Here is a 20,496-nt window from a genome sequence, read left to right as displayed (position 1 = left end):
TTATATTACTATCGAATTTATCTTTTCGGTTAAGTCGCTGTTTCTTACGGGTTTCATTATAAAGCCGTTTGCTCCAAGTTCCAGTGCTTCGGTTTTTTTCGTCTCATCTGTAGTCAGAACTATGATCGGCACCTGCTCTATATTTTCGTCCGAGCGTACGACTTTTAGCATCTCCAAGCCGTTCATAACAGGCATAATGATATCTAAAAGAATAAGATTGATATCGCCTCTTGCCTTTAGATGCCCGATGGCGTCTGCTCCGTTTTTTGCTTCTATAACCTCTTTTACGTCCGGGTTTTTCGTAAGCATAGACTTAAGAAGCTTTAGGTTTATCATATCGTCGTCTACTGCTAATACTACTAATTCTTTTGACATTTTTTTACCTTTTATGCATATTTCTTAAACAGAGACTGAAGTAACTCTCTGTTTACTACATTGTTTATTATCTCATCTACCTGTTCTTTGTGTTGTGATGCATCTTTGTGGATTGAGTCATCAACGAGAACGATATGAGAATCAAGACCGTTTGAGCTGCTAAGATTTCTAATGCTAGATGCGATTTCATCTATATTAAGCTCACTGTACTCCTTGTCAAAAAGTACGACTTTGTAAGAGTAGTTATCGATAAGTTCTTTAAAGTCTACCAGTGAAGATGCGACTTCATAGGTAAGTCCCATACCCTCTATGATCCTTGTATAGAGTCTTGTCTCAAAAGCACTTTTTTTAGCTATCAGTATGTCGGCTCTATATTCAGGCTTGGAAGGGTGCTCTACCGCTTCGCTCAACTTCTCTATAATAGCTTCTTGAGTCGCAGTGCTCTCTTGAGTGCGCTCATCTTTAATATCTTCTTTCTTCTCTCTGTTTTTTGCCAGATCGTCAACTTCCACAATGTGGTTCGCCAAGAAGTGGTTTAGCACGGCAATGATCTCCGAGCGCACTAGAGGTTTTGTAGTGTACTCGTCAAGTCCGGCTGCTAAGAATTTCTCTCTGTCGCCTTTAAGCGCATTTGCTGTCAGTGCGACAATCGGGATGTGAGGCTGCCCGTAATCCTCTTCCCACTCCAGTATCTCGGCAGTTGCCTCTACACCGTCCAAGAAAGGCATCTGAATATCCATAAAGATCATATCAAAATTGCCGTCTTTTCTCTTTTGGAAAGCATCAAGACCGTTGTTTGCGATAGTGACACTCAATCCTAGGTCCTCAAGCGTTCTTTGGATAAGTTTTTGGTTTATTATATTATCCTCGGCAACAAGAACGTTCGCTACAAATCTTGATGTGTTAAGGTCGAATTTTTTGCGAGACTGTTTTTTGACGACTTGCATAGATGCGTTTGTCATAACATAGTTCTCTAACGTCTGCTTTATCTTTGAAGCATGCAGAGGCTCGTAGAGGATCTTGAATATATCAAGACCGAGTCCGTCTACTTTTTTCATTAGATTTGATTTTGTTAAAACAATAAGTTCTTGAGGCAGTTTTGCAAGTTCTGCAAGCATCTCTTCGCTAACATAATCATAATCTACAAAAAGAAGGTTGTAGTTAACATCTTTTTGCAGCATAGGTACCTTGCTTATCTCTTTAAACGTTGTGTACCCGACACCGAAGTAATCAAGATACTCTCTTAGGTACTTATCCTGTTTTTTTATCTTCATAGAGTCGCTCAGAATAAGTGCTTTAATTGTGTTAAAGCTATCTTTTGAGCTCTCTGCAAGCGTCTCGACCTCTTCAAAATCAAGTGTAAAGAAGAATGTAGTTCCCTCTCCGACTTTACTATCAAGGTCAAGCTTTCCGCCCATCAGGTCTATGAAACTGCTAGAAATGGTAAGCCCAAGACCGGTACCGCCATACTTACGCGTAATTGAAGTGTCCGCCTGTGAGAATGCCTCAAAGATTTTTGATTTCTGCTCTTCTGTTACACCTATACCGCTGTCTTGAATCTCGAACTTGACTCTTGTTTTTCCGATTTCGCTAGATTCCACTCTTCTTATATTTACGTTTATAGAACCAGCGTTGTTCGTAAATTTAACGGCGTTAGAGAGAAGGTTGATGATAACTTCTTTAAGCTTTGTAGGATCCCCTTTAAGAGGAAATTCAAGGCTTGGGTCGATGAAACATCCGAGATTGATATGTTTCTCACTTGCACGAACCGCATAAACTTCAACTGCACTCTCAAATTCAAGTATAGGGTTGAAAGCGATATTTTCGATCTCAAGTTTGTTGCTTTCGATCTTGGAGAGGTCAAGAATATTATTGATGATCTCAAGAAGATTTTCGGAACTTTTCTCGATAATGTCGACAAATTCGCTCTGCTCCTCTTGGAGACCTGAATCTTTAAGAAGCTCTGTAAATCCGACAATTCCGTTTAGTGGAGTACGAATTTCGTGCGACATATTTGCAAGGAACATAGACTTTGCTTCACTAGCCTCTTGAGCAGAAATCTTGTCTCTTTTCGTCTGTTCGATGATCTCCTCAAGAAGTTCGTATGCAAGGTCGGTTCCCTGCGCCGTGTGGAGGTTGATTTTTCTATCTTGAGAATCGTAGTCTTCAGCAACTTTTTCAAGGACGCTCTCAAGGTGTTTGATGTTGTTTGCGATCTCATTTGAGAGAATATAACCTAAAATAGCAAGAATAATAGCTATCAACCAAGCTCCCAATGTAATAACAAGTATCTGCAGGGAATCGTCTTGAACCTGTTGTGCTCTAAGATCCATCGCGTCAAGCATAATGTTCTCAGCTTCTGAGATGATATTGATCTTCTCTGATAGCATCGTAAACCAGATGCCCGAAGTTATGTCATACTCTCCGGTCTCTGCCTGAGAAATAATTGCCGTTCTTTCGCTGTTTATATCTTCAAGAAGTTCCAGAGTGTCTTCTGTCTTAAATAGCTGATTTAGTTTGTTTGCCAAGGTTCTGTTTTGAACGCTCTCATAGTTGATCGCATCCGCTTTTCCGATAAGTGATATCCACTTATTTAGATCTTCGCTCGTCAACTCCGCGGAGCGGGAGATCAGATATGACAAATATCCTCTCTCGACCCCTGATGCCTCTTTAGCGTTAACCATTGATATATAAAGGTTATAAAGCTCATTGATATCTCTATCTATCTGGCTTTCCGTAAGCTGTTGGAGCTGGCTTACCAAGATGTCTTGAGCCGAACTGTATACGTTTGTAAACATCTCATCAAATTCGATATTGTTTGCATCTACAAGAGGTCTGATCTCCTTGATCTTGTTGATTGCAGCTATCGTGCTTTGCATATTGGCACATGTAAGACAAGCAGAATTGCCGCCATCGCTGGTGTGCTTATGAAGAAGTTCGTTATTTTCTATATAGTTGAGATATTTCTCTGTCTTTTCATCAACTATTTTTCTCTGTTCGTTTAGAGATTTGAGGATGTTTTCTGTTTTATTACCGAGGAACATGGAGCTCATACCACGTTCTCTCGCGACATTACCCACCACTTCATTTAAGAGTTTGTTTTGGTTTAGTTTCTCTTGCAGCTGTTGAGCCATCTTGTAGTTTATGAATGAGTTATAAACAAAGAAACTGCTCAACGCAAAGAGTATGATAATCGGCAGAAGACTTATAAGTCTTAGTCTGTTCTTTAATCCAAGTTGCATCGCTTATCCTCTATAGTTTGATATTAGATTTAATTTCGAGATAATCTTTTCTACAAGATCTTTGGTATCTAAATCATCAGAGGCGCCGATTATTGCTTTTAGCTCATCATCAAAATCGTGGATCCTCATGTTTTCGCTCATCCCTCTTAGTTTTACGGCAGTAGCTTTGCATGCGCCAAGATTGTCTTTTCCAATATATTCAAGCATCGAGCTGCTAAGCTCTTTTGCTTCGTTAACGTAATCATCAAAGAGCTCATTGAAACTATCGATGTTTAAACCCATCTCATGCGCTATCTTTTTTTTGTCGTATGTGAATGCTACATCAGGCGTGCTATCTTTTTGTGGTTCGTCAGCAGCAGCATCCTGTGCAAAATCTTCAAAAGCGCTGACGCTCTCCTCTATTGCAGGCAGCTCTTCGATGCTCTCATCTTTTGTCTCCGGAGCTTGTTTAAGAAAATCATCATCTGCAAGCTCAGGGATATCTATCGATTCAGGGACCTCTGAGTCGTCAATACTTGGACTTGGAGCCAGAGCATCCTCTTTTATGGAGAGGATGAAATCATCTTCTTCATCTTTGGCACTCTCTTGCTGATGGGCTTGCTCTACAATAGAGTCATCTACGTTTGAGAGTTTGTTTATGATTCTGTATAGCCTGTCAAGATTTGTTTTGATCTCTGAGTAATCCTCAAGCGAGTTTACTTTTGTCAGTGCATCAAGCGCATCTTCGATTCTAAGATTTGCAGCTACACCCTTTAGTTTGTGTGACTGAATTCTAAGGTTGTCCAGATCTCCATCTTTTGCAGACTCGTAAAGGTCGCTCTTAAAGCTGTTTGCCTGAGCAATAAAATCCTGGATAAACTCCTCTACCAGATCTATCGGCAGACCAAGCTCCTCAGATGCAGTTTGAGGGTTGTAGACATAGTTAGCAAAAGGGTTGTCCGCTTCGCTCTCTACCACCTCTTTTTGCGCCTCTTGAGCCGGCTTTGCCGGTTGTTTTTGCGGAGCCTCTATTTTCTCCTCAAAGTCAGATTCAGGCGTATAGTCAAAGTCATCCTCATCTATCTCGACATCAAGCGAAAGATCTTTCTCAAAATCAGCCTTTTGCGAACTCTTCTCTAACTCTGATTCGATTTCATCGTAATCTGCTTCATAAGGGTCGTAAGATGTTTTAGCCGATAGGCTCTCGGTCGCAGCCGGAGCATGGTAGAGTTCTTCTGCCGCAGGAGCAGGTTTTTCTGCAGTAGCGCCTTTTTTAGCAATGTCAGCTGAGATCTTCTGGCTCTGCTCACCGGTTAAAGCTTTAATACTTGGAAGGTTGATTCTATAGGCTTTTTCCAAAGGGTTTTGAACCAGATATATGGTTTGAATCTCTATCGGAGTGGTGAAGTTTTTGCCCTTTACGTTTATAACGACCTTAGAGTCTATGCCGCTCTCGTTACAAGTGATGTAATCGATCCAGTGCACATGTTTGAAGTTGTGTATATAGCCAGGGGTCTTTACAAAAAGGTCCGCAAAATCATCAGCTTCGTTTTGAAGTTCTGCTAAGCTTGATAAGCCGAGAGCTTTTAAATAACTCTCATCAATTCCTAAAAACTCTTTTTTATGATTATAGATTAACATTTGAACCCTTTAGTTTTTTTTACTGTTTTTTTGTTGGATGTTTTTTCTTGGAGAAGGTTTGCTTACCGATATAAACCCAGTCATCTGCTCTTGTTTGTTGAAGATAGGGGCGATTTCCATGTCCACCCAGTAGTAGCGTCCATCTTTACGAAGGTTTTTGAGCATACCGTTCCACACTTGACCACTGTTTAATGTTTTCCACATCTTCTCGAAAGTGCCTTCTTCGACATCCGGATGTCTGATAATGTCATGATTACTGCCCGTTAGTTCATCGACCGTATAGCCGGATATCTCACAAAATTTCCTATTTACAAAGGTTATATTGCCGTCCAAGTCCGTTTGACTGATGGCGACCTTACCTTCAAAAATATACTCCTCATCTTTTGGTACAACTTTGTCCATAAAAAACCTTTGTATAATATAGTGGGTGCATAAATTGCACTAAATATAGCATTAATAATTTAAAAAAAAACTTATTTATAAATATTTTTTATGATATTGGCATCTTTTATGTTTAAAACAGAACTTATCTCCTCTGTGCTTACTTTTTTCAACATCTCAAAGGTGCCGAAGTGTTTTATGAGTTTGACAATTTTCGCCTGCGATATCCCTTTTAGCTCCAGCAGTCTGCTCTCCTGGTCTAGCTTGAGTTTCGTCTTCTTGTGAAAGTTTATGGCGCATCTGTGCGCCTCATCCCTTAGCTTCTGTACCCATTGAAGTCTTTTGTCGCTCTCTTTTAATCTAAAGAGGTCATCTTTTATATGTATTATATCGCTGGCTTTCCCTTTTGCCCTATGTGCCTTGGCGTCCACCTTCTCTTTAGATATGGCGATAACATCCAGATATGTGCCGCTTGACTCCAAGATCTCAAGTGCAAGCTTTAAAAGAGTTGCTCCGCCGTCAATGATCCACAGATCGGGAGGAGAGTTTTTTGCAAAGCTCTCAACTCTTTTTGTCAGAAGTTCCCTCATTTGTGAGTATTCGTCTTTTGAATCAAGATGATAAGTTCTGTAGCTTTTTTTATCAAATCTGCCGCCGTCATACACTGCCATTGCTCCGACGGTTGCAACTCCAGCCATGTGTGAGTTGTCAAATATTTCTACTCTTTGTGGGAGTTTTTGCAGGCCAAAGAGCTCTTTTATCTCATCTGCTATCTCGTTTGAGCTTTGTTTATGCTCCCTCTTTAAGAGCTCTGTTGCATTTATGAGAGCCAACTCTATAAGCTGTTTTTTATCTCCCCTTTTAGGCACTCTTATCTCTGCTTTTTTCTCAAAAAGAGTTGTGAGATAGCTCTCGATGATCTCTCTGCCATCAAAATCAGATGCGACTAAGATGGGCGCAATGATCGGCGGTTTTTCGCCTGAGTAAAAATCCATAAGGACTCTTTGGTAGAGCTCATCCTCATCATACCCCTCATGGAGCTGTATATAGTCATGGGAAGAGGAGATTATCTTGCCCTCGCGCATAAAGATCCGCACGACAACCGCTCTGTGCTCGGTTTGTCCGAGTGCGAAGATGTCGTAGTTCTCATCGCTTGCAAAGTCTATCTCGCTCTTTATCTCCGAGCGGCTTATCCTTTCGCATCTGTCTCTGAGTTCGCCTGCCTCTTCAAACCTCAGATTTTGAGCATAAAAAAGCATCCTCTCTTCGAGTTTTTTAAGGAGCGCTTTTTTGTTCTGGATCAGCTCTTTTGCCAGATCAAGCTCTTTTGCATACGCCTCTTTTGAAACGTCAAGCTCACATGGGCCAAGGCATTTTCCTATCTGGTAGTAGAGGCATAGTTTTTTTGATTTAAGACACCCTTTTTTTTGTACAAGCTTACATATCTCGTATATTGAGTCTAGAATATCTCTAGCACCCACAGAGTAGGGACCGTAATATTTTATATTTGGAGATTTTATGATCTTGCGCGTTATATCAAAACGCGGATACTCTGCAGAGTTGTCTATATAGATGTAGGGGTATGTCTTGTCGTCGCGAAGCAGAATATTGTACTTTGGCGCGAGCTGTTTAATAAGAGAGTTCTCCAAAATAAGCGCGTCATGCTCGGAGTTTACCACTATATAGTTCATAGAGACGGTCTGTGAGATCATCTTTGTGATTCTGGTTGAGAGGTTGCTGTTTGGCTTTAAGTTTGGCGTGAAGGCAAAGTAGCTTTTGACTCTTTTGGCAAGGCTTTTTGCCTTTCCTATGTAGAGCAGATGCCCATCTTTGTCAAAATATTGGTAGATTCCCGCGGAGTCGGGAAGTTGTTTTATTGTCTCTTCAAGATTCATTTTCATTTGCTTTTTTTATGATCTCTTGGATGGAGCGTACCAGTGAATTTAGTTTCTCGTCATTTATGTTTATTTCAAAGTTCCCGCTTGAGCGCTCTTTGTAAACGTGTTTTATCTCTTTATGCTCTTCTATGCTCTTTTTGGGCGTATGCGTAACAAAGGCTTTTATCTCTTCAAAAAGAGGTTCGTCGCACTCTTTGCACTCTAGAGGCATATGAAACTTTAAAGCACTTTTAATGCTTTGTATACTATTATCAAACTCTTGTTTTCCGACGGGGTGGTTAAAGACGAAGAACAGGGTTCTGTTTTTTATGTAGGCAAAGTTGATCATTCTCTGCACAGGCGGCGTGAACATTGATTGCACTATTTTTATACATTTATAATAAGATAACTTAGAGAGTTGGGGTCTACTTTGAAGAGAATTGATAATTTGAGCGGCGTTTTTCATTCGATAATTATAACAATGTTTTTATTAAGTTTGAGTGGATGTGGATACAAGGCGGATCCATATTATGAAGAAGCGCCGCAAAGCGATAAGAACGTAAAGTTTATTATCAAAAAAAGCGACAGTAACGAAAGCAGCAACTAAAACAGATGAAATATGACGTAATAATCGTAGGTGCAGGAGTAGCGGGACTTTACGCTGCGATGCATATACCGCGCGAAAAGAAAGTGCTTATTATCAATAAGAGAGAGACCTTTAAATGCAACAGTTTTTATGCACAAGGCGGCATAGCTTTGGCGATAGATGCCCAGGATATTCCTCTGCATGTGCAAGATACTCTTGATGCGGGAGCAGGGCTTTGCAACGAAGACGCGGTCAGGGTTTTGAGCGAAAACTCAAGAGCAATAATCGATGATCTCATAGAGCGGGGATTTAGTTTTGACAGAGACAAAGAGGGAAACCTGCTCTATACAAAAGAGGCAGCTCACTCTAAAGAGCGTATACTTCACGCAGGCGGAGATGCCACGGGCAGATATATGCACTACTTTTTGCTTCAGCAAAATCCGCACCCCATGCTAAGCGATGCCAGAGTGGTAGATCTTCTCATAAAAGACGGCGAATGTTACGGCGTAACTGTGTTGGATCACAGAGAGAGCAGAAATATATATGCAGATAACGTCATCATAGCAAGCGGCGGAGTCGGTTCGCTATATGAGTATCATACAAATGCCCCTTGTATCAGTGCCGATATGCAGGGACTCTGCGTTTTAAAAGGGATAGAGCTCTCTGACATGGAGATGATGCAGTTTCACCCGACGGTTTACGTGGATAACAACTCTGCGCAAAAGATGCTTTTGACAGAGGCGTTGAGAGGAGAGGGCGCTACTATCGAAGATGAAAAAGGGAGAAGATTTCTTTTTGATTATGATGAGAGAGGAGAACTTGCCTCTAGGGATATAGTGAGCAAGGCTATATATGACTACAGTAAAAAGACACACATGCAGACATATCTCTCATTTAAAAATTTCGATAGAGACTACTTTATGCAGAGATTTCCAAACATATATAAAAATCTTCAGCTTTTGGGCTTTAACGTACCAAAAGCGAGGGTTCCGATATCACCCGCGTTTCACTATGCGATAGGCGGGATAAAGACAGATATAAACGGTGCCGTCCCAAGCGTTAGGTCGCTTTATGCGATAGGTGAAGTCGCATCCACTAAAGTTCACGGAGCAAACAGGCTGGCTTCAAACTCTCTACTAGAAGGTCTTGTATTTGGTAAAAGAGCGGTAGAGGATATGCTTAGGAAGAAACAGGTTAAAAAAGATGTGAAGTTTGAAGTCAGCAGTGAGGTAATGAGCCTAAAAGAGGACAAAGCCAAAAAGAACCTTCTTCGCAAGATCATGTGGGAGAATGTATCCATAGTCAGAACAAAGAGCGGTCTAAACAGCGCCTTGAACCAAATTAATGCTCTTTTAAATGAAAAAATTGGTAAACTTCTCAAATTTCGTTTACTGACTGCAAAAGAGATAGTTTTAGCAGCATTAGCAAGAGATGAGTCGATCGGTGTACATTTTATAGAAAAGGATAGTAATGATTAAACTCTTAATTATTATGCTCAGTTTTAGTTTTGCGTTCGCAAGTTCGGGCGGCGGCAGCCCAGAGGTTATTCCCGATTTGACGTTTACATGGGTCGGGTTTGCGGCACTTGTTATATTTGTCATAGGGTATTACTTTGTTGCGATGGAGGAGAAGTACCATATAGACAAGGCTAAACCGGCACTCTTCATCGGTACTTTTATGTTTATCTTGATAGCTGTCTACTATATGCTAAACGGTTTAAGTATGGATCTTGTTCATACTCAGGCACAGCATCTTATCCTAGAGATAGCAGAGATATTCTTCTTCCTGTTCGTCGCTATGACATATATAGAGACACTTATCCATATGAATGTGTTTGAGAAGCTCAAATACAATCTTATCTCAAAAGGGTACAGCTACAGAAAACTATTCTGGCTGACCGGATTTTTGGCATTTTTCCTCTCTCCGATAGCAGACAACCTGACAACTGCACTTATTCTCTCGACCGTTCTTATTACGATCGAGCGCAGTAAGACATCATTTCTTGTGCCCGGTGCCATCAACATAGTCGTTGCGGCAAATGCGGGCGGCGCGTGGAGCCCATTCGGTGATATTACAACGCTTATGGCATGGACGGCAGGAAAAGGTGCATTTTCTGACTTTATGTTTCTCTTCCCTGCATCTATCGGCGGATATCTTGTCACTGCATTTTTGCTAAGCAGGTTCGTGCCTGAGACTCAGCCTGACTTCGATGCTTCAACAGAGAAGGCTCCTGAGCTTATGAAGGGAGCTAACAGAGTGATCGCTCTTGGTGTGATAACGATCGCTTCGGCAGTTCTTTCTCATCAGCTTCTCCACCTTCCTGCAATGTGGGGTATGATGTTTGGTCTTGCACTTCTAAAGCTTTACCAATACAGACTTAAGAGAAAATACAACTCCCATCTAAATATATTTGAGTCCATGAGCAAGATCGAGAACAATACGCTTCTCTTTTTCTTCGGTATTTTAGCAGCGGTCGGCGCGCTCTACTTTATAGGCTGGTTGGGACTTGCAGCAGTTGTTTATGATCCATCAGTTCTTGGACCTACATGGTCAAATATAGGGGTAGGATTCCTATCGGCTATCGTAGATAACGTTCCGGTTATGTCGGCAGTGCTAAAAGCTAGTCCTGATATGGGGCTGGATCAGTGGATGCTAGTTACGCTAACAGCCGGAGTAGGGGGTTCTCTTATCTCGTTTGGTTCGGCTGCCGGGGTAGGTGTTATGGGTAAACTCCCGGGTATTTACACGTTCGGTGCGCATATGAGATACGCTTGGACGATCTTCATAGGGTATGTCGTCTCTGTAACAATCTGGTATGTTCAGTATGAAGTATTAGGTCTCTATATTAAACATTAATCTTTATTATTGTATCCTTTCGCCAATGAAAGGGTACATCCTTCTTAGCGCTAATCCTAGCACCTCAAGTTTTTATCATTTATGCCTCTTTGAGGCAAGCTTTAGTGCCATAGCGGCTAGCGTAGCCAAAGGAATTACTTCCTTTGGCATTCAAATTAATAAAAGGCATCTAGATGACAAATGTTAGCATCATAGTTTTAGATTTTGGCTCTCAATATACTCAGCTTATAGCTCGCCGCTTGCGCGAAGATAAAATTTACTGTGAGATTCTTCCTTACCACGCAACCGTAGAAGAGATCAAGGCAAAAAACCCAAAAGGGATCATTCTCAGCGGCGGTCCATCTTCGGTATACAGCAAAGATGCATACGAAGTGGATCAGGGAGTTTACGATATGGGAATTCCTGTTCTTGGTATCTGTTACGGTATGCAGAGAATTGCGGTTGACTTCGGTGGAAGTGTTATCAGAGCAAGTCATCATGAGTACGGAAAAGCTGAACTTAAGATCATAAATGCGGGCGAGAACTGCTCACCGCTTTTGAAAGATTGTGATGATGAGAGAATAGTCTGGATGAGCCACAGCGACAAGGTCGATGTTCTTCCTGAGGGATTTGAGCCTATCGCCACATCCGCAAACTCTCCTTATGCCGCTGTTGCAAATGAAGCAAAACGTATCTATGCAATGCAGTACCATCCGGAAGTTCAACACTCTGAAGAGGGTTATCTGATGCTTCGCAACTTCGCAAAAAATATATGCGGAGTTACAGAGAAGTGGAAGATGGAGCACTTCTTAAAAGAGCAGATCAAGATCATTCGCGAAAAAGTAGGAAACGGAAAAGTTCTTTGCGGTCTTAGCGGCGGTGTTGACAGCTCGGTTGTAGCTGCGATGCTTTACGAGGCGATCGGAGATCAGCTTGTTCCTGTTTTTGTAGATAACGGACTTTTGCGCAAAGGCGAGAGAGAGCAGGTTGAAGAGGTTTTCAAAATCAACCTTAAAGTTCCTTTGGTCGTCGTAGATGCGAGAGAGAATTTTCTTGGCAAACTTGCAGGTGTAAGTGATCCTGAGAAGAAGCGTCAGATAATAGGACACACTTTTATAGAAGAGTTTGAAAAAGAGGCAAAAAAACATGACGGCATCAAGTTTTTGGCTCAAGGTACTCTCTACCCTGATGTTATTGAATCTATATCCGTAAACGGTCCGTCTGAGGTTATCAAATCACATCACAATGTCGGCGGACTTCCTGACTGGATGGATTTTCAACTTATTGAGCCTCTTCGTGAGCTCTTTAAAGACGAAGTTAGAAAGATCGGTCTTGAGCTAGGTCTTCCGGAGTCTATGATAAACCGTCATCCATTTCCTGGACCTGGACTTGCGATCCGTATTATGGGTGAAGTAAATGAAGCGGACCTGACGCTTCTTAGAGAAGCGGATGTTATTTTGCTAGATGAGTTAAAAGCAAGCGGTTACTATGCGAAAACATGGCAGGCATTCGCGGTTCTGCTTAATGTAAAATCAGTCGGCGTAATGGGTGATAACAGAACTTATGACAACACTGTTTGCGTAAGAGTAGTTGAAGCTGTTGACGGAATGACTGCAACTTTTGCGCATCTTCCACATGATCTCTTAGAGAGAATAAGCAGAAGAATCATCAACGAGGTTGACGGCATAAACAGAGTTGTTTACGACATAAGTTCAAAACCGCCTGCAACAATCGAGTGGGAGTAGCTTAAGGAGATGCCAAAAAAGATATATCTCTTTGCCACTTCTAAAAGTGAACATGCCGTAAATATAAAATCTTTGGATGTCAGATTTTTAAAACCTGATATAGATTTTTCAAAATATGATTATCTGATCATAACTTCAAAACAGACAGTAAAGGCGCTAGAGCAGTACGACAAAAAAGAGTTTATAGAGACTCCGGCACTTTGCGTATCTGAAAAAACTGCAGTAGCCTATGAGAAGTTTGGCGGAAAGATTTTGTCGGTAGGTGATGGGTACGGTGATAATCTTGTAAAAAACATCAAAGAGTTCCCAAAAGATACAAAATGGCTCTATCTAAGAGCCGAGATGATAGCATCCGATTTTGTAAAAAGAAGCAGGGATGAGGGTTACGATATAGAGGATAAAGTTCTTTATGTAAGCGAGTGCTCCAAAGAGATACTCGATGTAAGAGTAAATGATGATTCCACTCTTATATTTACATCGCCATCTTCAATAGAGTGCTTTTTAAAGAACAATACCATACATCCCAATGCCAAGGTTATTGTTATAGGTACTACCACCGCAGCTCTTTTGCCAAAAGGGGTGAAATATCAGATCAGTAAAAATACCTCTATAGAGAGCTGTATAGAGCTTGCACTGGAATAAATTACTGATTTAAAAATAAAATCAAGAATTTTTTTTGTATAATGATATTAGTAGTCTGGATGGTTCGAGATATCGCACTAATGAGGGTTCTACATTTTCATATTGCGAACTAGTAGGATCTCTGTGTGTCGGTGTTGTCGTTTGAGACACGTTAACTCTGTCGAGATGATGCCGCCGTTATGAGATACTCGCTTCGCCCAAATACGGCTTTTAGAACCAAGCCAAATGCGAGACGGCCGTCCGGGCTGCTTTTACAAAAATATCCACTTAGGTTGCCATGGTAGGTTAAGTAGATGTTTTTAACTTATTTATGGAGTGTTAATGAAGATTTTAATTTTGGGCAACGGCGGCAGAGAGTACTCTATTGCTAGAGCAATTTCAAACGAGAAAGAGGCTCACGAACTTTTTTTTATGCCCGGAAATGGTGCTACAAGCTCTTTAGGAACAAATCTAGATATTAAAGATTATAACGATTTGGCTTTATATGCTAAAAAGAACGAAATCGAGTTGACGATCGTAGGTCCCGAGGCTCCGCTTGTGGACGGAGTGGTAGATATTTTTAAATCACATGGCCTTACAATTTTTGGACCAAGTAAAGAGGCGGCTCAGCTTGAGGGTTCAAAAGTGTATATGAAGAACTTTTTGGCAAAGTACAATATACCTACGGCACGTTATATTGAGACCTCTTCGATTGAGGATGCTTTTAAGTTCACAGATTCCCTAACTGCGCCGATCGTTGTCAAAGCAGACGGTCTTTGCGGCGGTAAAGGCGTTATTATCGCTCAAAATCACAATGAGGCAAAGGTCGCTATATCTGAGATGCTAAGCGGAAAAAGCTTCGGAGATGCTGGACTTAAAGTTATCGTAGAGGAGTTCTTGGACGGTTACGAGCTCTCAATGTTTGCGGTTTGCGACGGAGATGACTATATCTTGCTTCCGGCAGCTCAGGACCACAAGAGACTCAAAGACAACGACGAGGGGCCAAACACGGGAGGAATGGGCGCTTATGCTCCGACACCTCTCGTAAACGAGGAGCTTTACCAAAAGGTCAGAGATAGAATAATCCGTCCCACTCTTGATGGAATGAAAAAAGAGGCCGCACCCTTTGAGGGTGTTCTTTTTATCGGGATCATGGTTGTAAACGGTGAGCCTATAACTTTAGAGTTCAATGTCCGTTTCGGGGATCCTGAGTGTGAGATCTTAATGCCGCTAATGACTTCAAGCGTGAGCGATATGTTTTACAAAGCTGCTACGAACAGACTCGGCGAAATAAAGGTAGAGTTTTCAAATCAGTTTGCCGTAGGCGTTGTTATGGCTAGTGCAAACTATCCCTACTCAAGCTCAACACCTGCAGAGATCATAGTTGACGATGTCCATCATGAGGAGATAGAGAAGTATACGCATATCTCTTATGCGGGTGTCAGTATGATAGACGGAGTGCTTTATGCCGACGGCGGAAGAGTATTGGTTTGTGTAGGTATCGGAGATAGCATAAAAGAGGCTAGAGACAGAGCATACATGAGATGCGGACAGGTTCATTTTGCAGGCAAAAAATTAAGAACCGACATAGCTTACCAAGCGCTGTAAAAAGAAGTAAAGTGAACGAAGAGATCAGTAACAGACTTTATCAAGAGGGAATGACATTAGCTCCTGTAAAAAAGAGGGGTATGGCTTTTTTTATAGATGAGATACTTCTCTCGTTTCTGCTAATCATTGCAATCGGCGACTCTTTTTTTGAAGCACAGAATGTTGAAGAGATGATCATCCTTACAAATATGTTTGTTTTAGAGTATATGGCGATGAAGGTCGTTTATCAAGCTTTTTTTGTAATGCAGTACGGTGCGACCATAGGCAAGATCGTTATGAAAATAAGAGTGATAGAGATCTCAACTATGCAAAAACCTAATGTGATCGTAGCTCTGAACCGTGCGGTAATAAGGGTGGTAAGCGAGATGATGTTCTATCTAGGATTTGTGTGGGGAGTTATGGATCCCGCAAGACAAACATGGCATGATAAAAGTGCTAAAACATTGGTCGTAAATGCTTAAGTTACTGCTTTTTTTAACAATAGTTGCCGCATCTGTTATAGCCGATGATAAAGTTGAAGTATATGCAACAAGTATGGACACCAAAGATAATATCGTAACGGCTGACGGAGAAGTTGTCGTTATCTATCAAGATTATCAGCTGAGTGCAAAAAAAGCTATCTACGACAGAAACAACGGAGAGCTGGAGCTTTTTGGAAATATAAGAGCAAACAAGGGTGGCAATGTCAAGCTTCTTGGAGAGTATGCAAAACTAAACATAGCCAAAAAAGAGAGAACATTTAAACCCTTTTATATGCTTGAGCAGACATCGGATGTCTGGATCAGCGGTGACGGATCTTATGCAAAAGATGTAGATGTAGATGTAGATACCGGAGTTATGAGCGGATGTGATCCTAACAACCCTATTTGGAAGATGGAGTTTACGTCATCTGATTATAATACCGATACAATGTGGTTAAATCTTTATAATGCAAGAATATATATATATGACATACCCGTCTTTTATACGCCTTATTTTGGCTACTCACTGGATACGACCAGAAGAACAGGACTTCTGCCTCCAATGGTTGGATTTTCGAGCAAAGAGGGTCTCTACTATGAACAGGCGCTCTTTATAGCAGAGAGCAATTGGTGGGACTTGGAGCTAAAGCCTCAAATAAGAACAAACAGAGGAAGCGGGCTCTACACTACTTTTAGATTTGTGGACTCCAAGGTCTCAAAAGGGCATCTTACTGCAGGCTATTTTAAAGAGAAAGAGGATTACTTTTTAGAGAACGAGATTGCAAACAAAAAGCATTACGGTTTTAATTTTCTTTATGAAAACTCTGATGTAATAAACGAGTGGTTCTCTACAAGTTTCAAAGGCCAGTCCGGCCTCTACGCCGATGTAGTAAACATAAACGATGTAGAGTATATAAACCTCTCAACAAATGACACGACAAAAAATGCTACAACATATCAGCTGCTCTCTAGAATAAACCTTTTTTATAATACAGATGAAAATTATTTTGGAGCTTACTTTAAGCATTATAAAAATTTGAAGCTATCTAGCAATGAGACGACTCTGCAAAACCTTCCTACAGCACACTATCACAGATATCTAGACACATTTTTTGAGGATCACTTTATTTATAGTTTTGATATTATGAGCAACAACTACTACAGAAGTTTGGGCAAAAGCGCCACTCAAACTGACATAAATATACCTTTGACACTTCAAACAAGTGCATTTGAAGAACTTTTAAATCTCTCTTATGAAGCCAATCTCTATGCTCAGCATACCCTCTTTACAGGAGATGAGGATAGTGCAAATCCATCCGTATATGAGTATGAAAACGGTATATTTGCAAGAAACTATCATGTTCTCTCTGCTTCTACACAGCTTACCAAAGCGTATGAAGAGAGTACTCACGTAATAGACTTCGGTGCAAAATATCAAAGAGAGGGGTCTAAAACTGAGAGCGGTTACTATGAAGATTATAAAGATTACCAAGATTTTTGCTCTATAGATGCAAATAAATTAAATGCTATTTGTAGTTCAAGCTATCCTTTTCGAGATTTCTATAATATCTCTGATATTGAGGAAAATATGCAACTCTATTTTTCCCATTATCTTTACGATTCTGAGGGCAAACAGATATTTTACCACAGACTCTCTCAAAACTACTCTTACGAGGATGTCGGAGGCGGTGCAGGTGAGCTTGAGAATGAACTTGACTATCAGATCACAGATAGTGTAAATTTTTATAACAATATGTTTTACAACTATGATGAGAGCGCTTTTTCTAAAAACTTCAATAAAATATCTTATGTGGACAGTAGTTTTAATTTAGGTCTATCACACATGTATCAAAACTCATTTGATATTGCAGATCCAGAATCAGAAATAAGTTATGTAACTTCATCTTTAAACTATAAATTTAATAGCCACTACTCTTATAATTTTAGACTTGATTACGACTTAGAGAGAAGTGAGAAGAAGAGTCTTGAGGTAGGTTTTTTATACCAAAAAAGATGTTGGGATTTTGGACTAACTTACTTAGAGAATAATAGACCTATTCTTAACAACAGTGGTGACTCTGACTCTATATATGACAGATACATCTATGTAACCATAAGATTAAAACCTATTATGAAAAATGATGGGGGGCTCTCTGGCTTTATGTTTAGACTTCCCGATAAATCGGAGACGAACTGATCATGAAAAAGTACAAACATATACTCAAAGATAGAATTGATGCAGCAAAAAGGCTTCAAGACGTAGTGCCTATGCAAAAGCTAAAAGATGAGAACTGGAAGATAGTGGCAGTTTCAAGGGGCGGCTTAGAGCTGGCATATAATCTAAAGGGAAAGTATAAAAACAGCGTTGATTTTCTTTTCTCAGAAGCTATAACCGCTCCAAACAACAGTGAGTGCGAAATTGCAAGAGTCTGTGAGAGTGAAGAGATAGTAATAAACGAGAATTTGGTGTCTGCATTTGGCATAAAGTATGACTATGTTTACGGTGAGGCCCACAGAAAGCATGAAGAGAAAATTCTAAGCTATATATATCAATACAGAAAGGGAAGACCGTTCGCGTCAATGAGCGATCAGGTGGTTTTACTGGTTGACGAGGGAAGTGAGACCGGAATGAAGTTTCTAACCGCCCTAAAGATGATATTAGCAATGAAACCAAAGGCTGTCTATATTGCGGTACCTGTGATTCCAAGTGATGTTTTGGAGTTTTTAGAGCAGTTTACGGACAATATATTTTTTCTCTACAATATAGATGATTATGTCGAGACATCACTGTATTACGAAGAGTTAAATAAAATAGATGAAGATATGATAGAGAAAATATTAGGAGAAAAAAGTGAAGTATAATGTAAGCATTGATCTAGAAAATAGAAGTGAAGAGTATTCGTTTGATGAAGTTGCTAGACAGGCAAACGGGGCGGCTTGGATAAAGAGCGGCGATACCGTTATTTTGGCAACCGTCGTAATAGACGAAACAGAGATAGTAAAAGATGATTTTCTCCCATTAACGGTACAGTATATTGAAAAAACATACGCTGCAGGCAAGATCCCGGGAGGATTTTTTAAGCGTGAGACAAAACCGAGCGATTTTGAAACGCTAACTTCACGTATAGTAGACCGCTCACTGCGCCCGCTTTTTCCAAAAGGGTTCGGACATCCGACACAGATAACCATTATGACATTCAGCGTTGATGCAGAGGCTGATCTGCAAGTATTAGCACTTAATGCGGCATCTGCAGCGTTATATGTCAGCGATATAGATATCAACAAATCCGTATCTGCCGTAAGAGCGGCAAATGTAAACGGAGAGCTTGTTTTAAATCCTACGCTTTCTGAGCTAAACAACTCTACGTTGGACCTTTATCTCTCAGGAACTAAAGATGAACTTTTGATGATAGAGATGAGAAGCATAGGTTCAGAGAAGATAGACAGTACTCTGGTCATTGATCCTCTTATTGATCCTGCGATGAGCGCACCTGTAATAACAACTCATGCGTCAAACGCACTGGGCGAAGATGAACTTATAGAGATATTGCAAAAAGCACAACAGCTTCTTTTTAAAAGCAACGCCAAGTATGAAGACTCTTTTAAAGAGTTTAAAAAAGAGACCAAAGCCATAGAGTACAAAGCGCATGTTATTAATGAAGAGATGGTAGGTTATGTAAGAGAGAACCATATCTCGGACATTAAAGCTGCAATGAATCAGATGGCTAAATCAGAGCGTTCAACTGCCCTAAGAGCACTTAGAAAAAAGATAATGCTTACTCAAGAGCATTGGGATGAAGTAGAGCTCAAAGATGCTATAGAGAAGATAAAAAAAGAGCAGGTTAGAGCTCAGATACTTAATGATAAAATCCGCGCCGACGGCAGAGCTTTAAATGAGGTAAGACCTATATCCATAAGCACGAACGTTCTTCCGCGCGCACACTCATCATGCCTCTTTACCCGCGGTCAGACACAAGCACTTGTCGTACTTACGATGGGCGGAGCAAAAGATGCGCAGATGTTTGAGACACTGACCGATGATGGCGTTCAAAATGAGAACTTTATGGTTCACTACAATTTTCCTGGATTCAGTGTCGGTGAAGCATCTCCTATAATGGGAACAAAAAGAAGAGAGCTCGGACACGGAAATCTGGCTAAAAGAGCTCTGGAGCCTATAGTAAACCTTGACGGGCAGACTGTTCGTCTGGTCTCGGAGATACTTGAGTCAAACGGCTCATCATCGATGGCTACTGTTTGTGGCGGCTACATGGCGCTAAAAGCTGCAGACATAGAGACAAGCGATGTTATTGCAGGGATCGCTATGGGTATGGTAAGTGAAGGTGACAAATATGCAATTCTCTCAGACATAATGGGACTAGAAGACCATGACGGAGATATGGACTTTAAGGTAACTGGTTCAAGAGATGGCATCACTGCTATGCAGATGGATATTAAGCTTGGAGGAATCGGCTTAGATATTTTAAAAGAGGCGCTCTATCAGGCAAAAGAGGGAAGAGCTCATATTATAGGCATTATGCAGGAAGCTGAGAAAAAGATCGAGTTTAATGACGGCGTGCTTCCTAGTACGGATTTTTTCCATATTCATCCAAGTTTTATCGGCGAGATCATCGGGCAGGCAGGAAAAACTATCCGTGAGATAATAGAGAAGTTTGAAGTGGCGATCGATATAGACAAAAAAGACGGAAAGGTAAAAGTAACCGGTAAAAGCAAAAGCGGCGTAAAAGCAGCAAGGGAGCATATAGAGGGAATAGTTAATGCTCCCAAGATCGCAAAGATAGATTATAAAGTAGGCGACAAATACAAAGGGGTGGTTAAAAAAATAGTTGATTTCGGCGCGTTTATAGAGCTGCCTGACGGAACAGACGGATTAATCCACATCTCCAAGATATCTGATCAGAGAGTAGATAAAGTAAGCGATGTGTTAAATGAGGGCGATGAGATAGATGTTGAGATATTAGAGTTTAAAGGCAATAAGATCTCTTTAGGACGTGCATAGATAAAAAATATATACATTAAAGTAATTTTTAGTACTTTTTGTGTATCATTCGCCATCAAATTTTAGTAGGGAAATCCTTGCATTTATGTTTGGGTTGCCATATTCACTGTGGATGTGGTTACGCTAGC

15 protein-coding genes are annotated in these 20,496 nt (G+C 40.7%); 9 read left to right on the top strand and 6 right to left on the bottom strand.

Annotation, left to right across the window (positions count from 1 at the left end; translation table 11 throughout):
* The 6 genes from RBR61_RS06825 to RBR61_RS06800 form a co-directional block, all read right to left on the bottom strand.
* A complete protein-coding gene (locus tag RBR61_RS06825; protein ID WP_320343040.1) occupies positions 1-375 on the bottom strand; it encodes a response regulator in 375 nt (124 codons plus the stop codon).
* Between the two features lie 11 nt (positions 376-386).
* The gene (locus RBR61_RS06820) at positions 387-3,617 is read right to left on the bottom strand and encodes an ATP-binding protein (RefSeq protein WP_320343038.1); all 3,231 of its coding nucleotides are present in this window, start codon (positions 3,615-3,617) and stop codon (positions 387-389) included.
* A 3-nt stretch (positions 3,618-3,620) separates the two neighbouring features.
* Positions 3,621-5,237: an Hpt domain-containing protein gene (locus RBR61_RS06815; RefSeq protein ID WP_320343036.1), complete on the bottom strand. Its 1,617-nt coding sequence runs from the start codon at positions 5,235-5,237 to the stop codon at positions 3,621-3,623.
* Positions 5,238-5,246: 9 nt separating this feature from the next.
* A complete protein-coding gene (locus tag RBR61_RS06810) occupies positions 5,247-5,639 on the bottom strand; it encodes a PAS domain S-box protein (RefSeq protein ID WP_320343034.1) in 393 nt (130 codons plus the stop codon).
* Positions 5,640-5,710: 71 nt separating this feature from the next.
* On the bottom strand, positions 5,711-7,513 hold the full coding sequence (gene uvrC, locus RBR61_RS06805; RefSeq protein ID WP_320343051.1) for an excinuclease ABC subunit UvrC: 1,803 nt from the start codon (positions 7,511-7,513) through the stop codon (positions 5,711-5,713).
* Positions 7,503-7,868, bottom strand: coding sequence for a hypothetical protein (locus RBR61_RS06800; protein WP_320343032.1), 366 nt, complete (start codon positions 7,866-7,868; stop codon positions 7,503-7,505). Before RBR61_RS06800 ends, uvrC begins: the two co-directional genes overlap by 11 nt.
* Positions 7,869-8,107: 239 nt before the next feature.
* On the opposite strand from RBR61_RS06800, the gene nadB reads away from it, so the two are divergent.
* From nadB to RBR61_RS06755, 9 genes are all read left to right on the top strand, one after another.
* Positions 8,108-9,559: an L-aspartate oxidase gene (nadB, locus tag RBR61_RS06795; RefSeq protein WP_320343030.1), complete on the top strand. Its 1,452-nt coding sequence runs from the start codon at positions 8,108-8,110 to the stop codon at positions 9,557-9,559.
* Positions 9,552-10,937 (top strand): sodium:proton antiporter NhaD, encoded by a 1,386-nt coding sequence (gene nhaD / locus RBR61_RS06790; RefSeq protein WP_320343029.1) that lies wholly within the window; start codon positions 9,552-9,554, stop codon positions 10,935-10,937. The genes nadB and nhaD overlap by 8 nt, the downstream gene beginning before the upstream one ends.
* 173 nt (positions 10,938-11,110) lie before the next feature.
* Complete coding sequence (gene guaA, locus RBR61_RS06785; protein ID WP_320343026.1) at positions 11,111-12,661, top strand: glutamine-hydrolyzing GMP synthase; 1,551 nt, start codon at positions 11,111-11,113, stop codon at positions 12,659-12,661.
* 9 nt (positions 12,662-12,670) lie between these two features.
* Positions 12,671-13,303, top strand: a complete 633-nt coding sequence (locus RBR61_RS06780) for a uroporphyrinogen-III synthase (RefSeq protein WP_320343024.1) — start codon at positions 12,671-12,673, stop codon at positions 13,301-13,303.
* Positions 13,304-13,624: 321 nt separating this feature from the next.
* The gene (purD, locus tag RBR61_RS06775) at positions 13,625-14,890 is read left to right on the top strand and encodes a phosphoribosylamine--glycine ligase (protein WP_320343023.1); all 1,266 of its coding nucleotides are present in this window, start codon (positions 13,625-13,627) and stop codon (positions 14,888-14,890) included.
* Between the two features lie 11 nt (positions 14,891-14,901).
* A complete protein-coding gene (locus RBR61_RS06770) occupies positions 14,902-15,351 on the top strand; it encodes an RDD family protein (protein WP_320343021.1) in 450 nt (149 codons plus the stop codon).
* The gene (locus RBR61_RS06765) at positions 15,344-17,548 is read left to right on the top strand and encodes an LPS-assembly protein LptD (protein WP_320343020.1); all 2,205 of its coding nucleotides are present in this window, start codon (positions 15,344-15,346) and stop codon (positions 17,546-17,548) included. The genes RBR61_RS06770 and RBR61_RS06765 overlap by 8 nt, the downstream gene beginning before the upstream one ends.
* A gap of 2 nt (positions 17,549-17,550) precedes the next feature.
* Positions 17,551-18,213 carry a phosphoribosyltransferase family protein gene (locus RBR61_RS06760; protein WP_320343018.1) on the top strand — a complete coding sequence of 221 codons (663 nt, stop codon included), beginning with the start codon at positions 17,551-17,553 and terminating at the stop codon, positions 18,211-18,213.
* On the top strand, positions 18,203-20,368 hold the full coding sequence (locus tag RBR61_RS06755; RefSeq protein WP_320343016.1) for a polyribonucleotide nucleotidyltransferase: 2,166 nt from the start codon (positions 18,203-18,205) through the stop codon (positions 20,366-20,368). Before RBR61_RS06760 ends, RBR61_RS06755 begins: the two co-directional genes overlap by 11 nt.
* The last annotated feature ends 128 nt before the right edge of the window (positions 20,369-20,496 follow it).

Source organism: Sulfurimonas sp., from assembly GCF_034005705.1.
Classification (GTDB): Bacteria; Campylobacterota; Campylobacteria; order Campylobacterales; family Sulfurimonadaceae; genus Sulfurimonas.
Note: the sequence above shows the minus strand (reverse complement) of the source record. Positions and strands in the feature narration are given on the sequence as shown.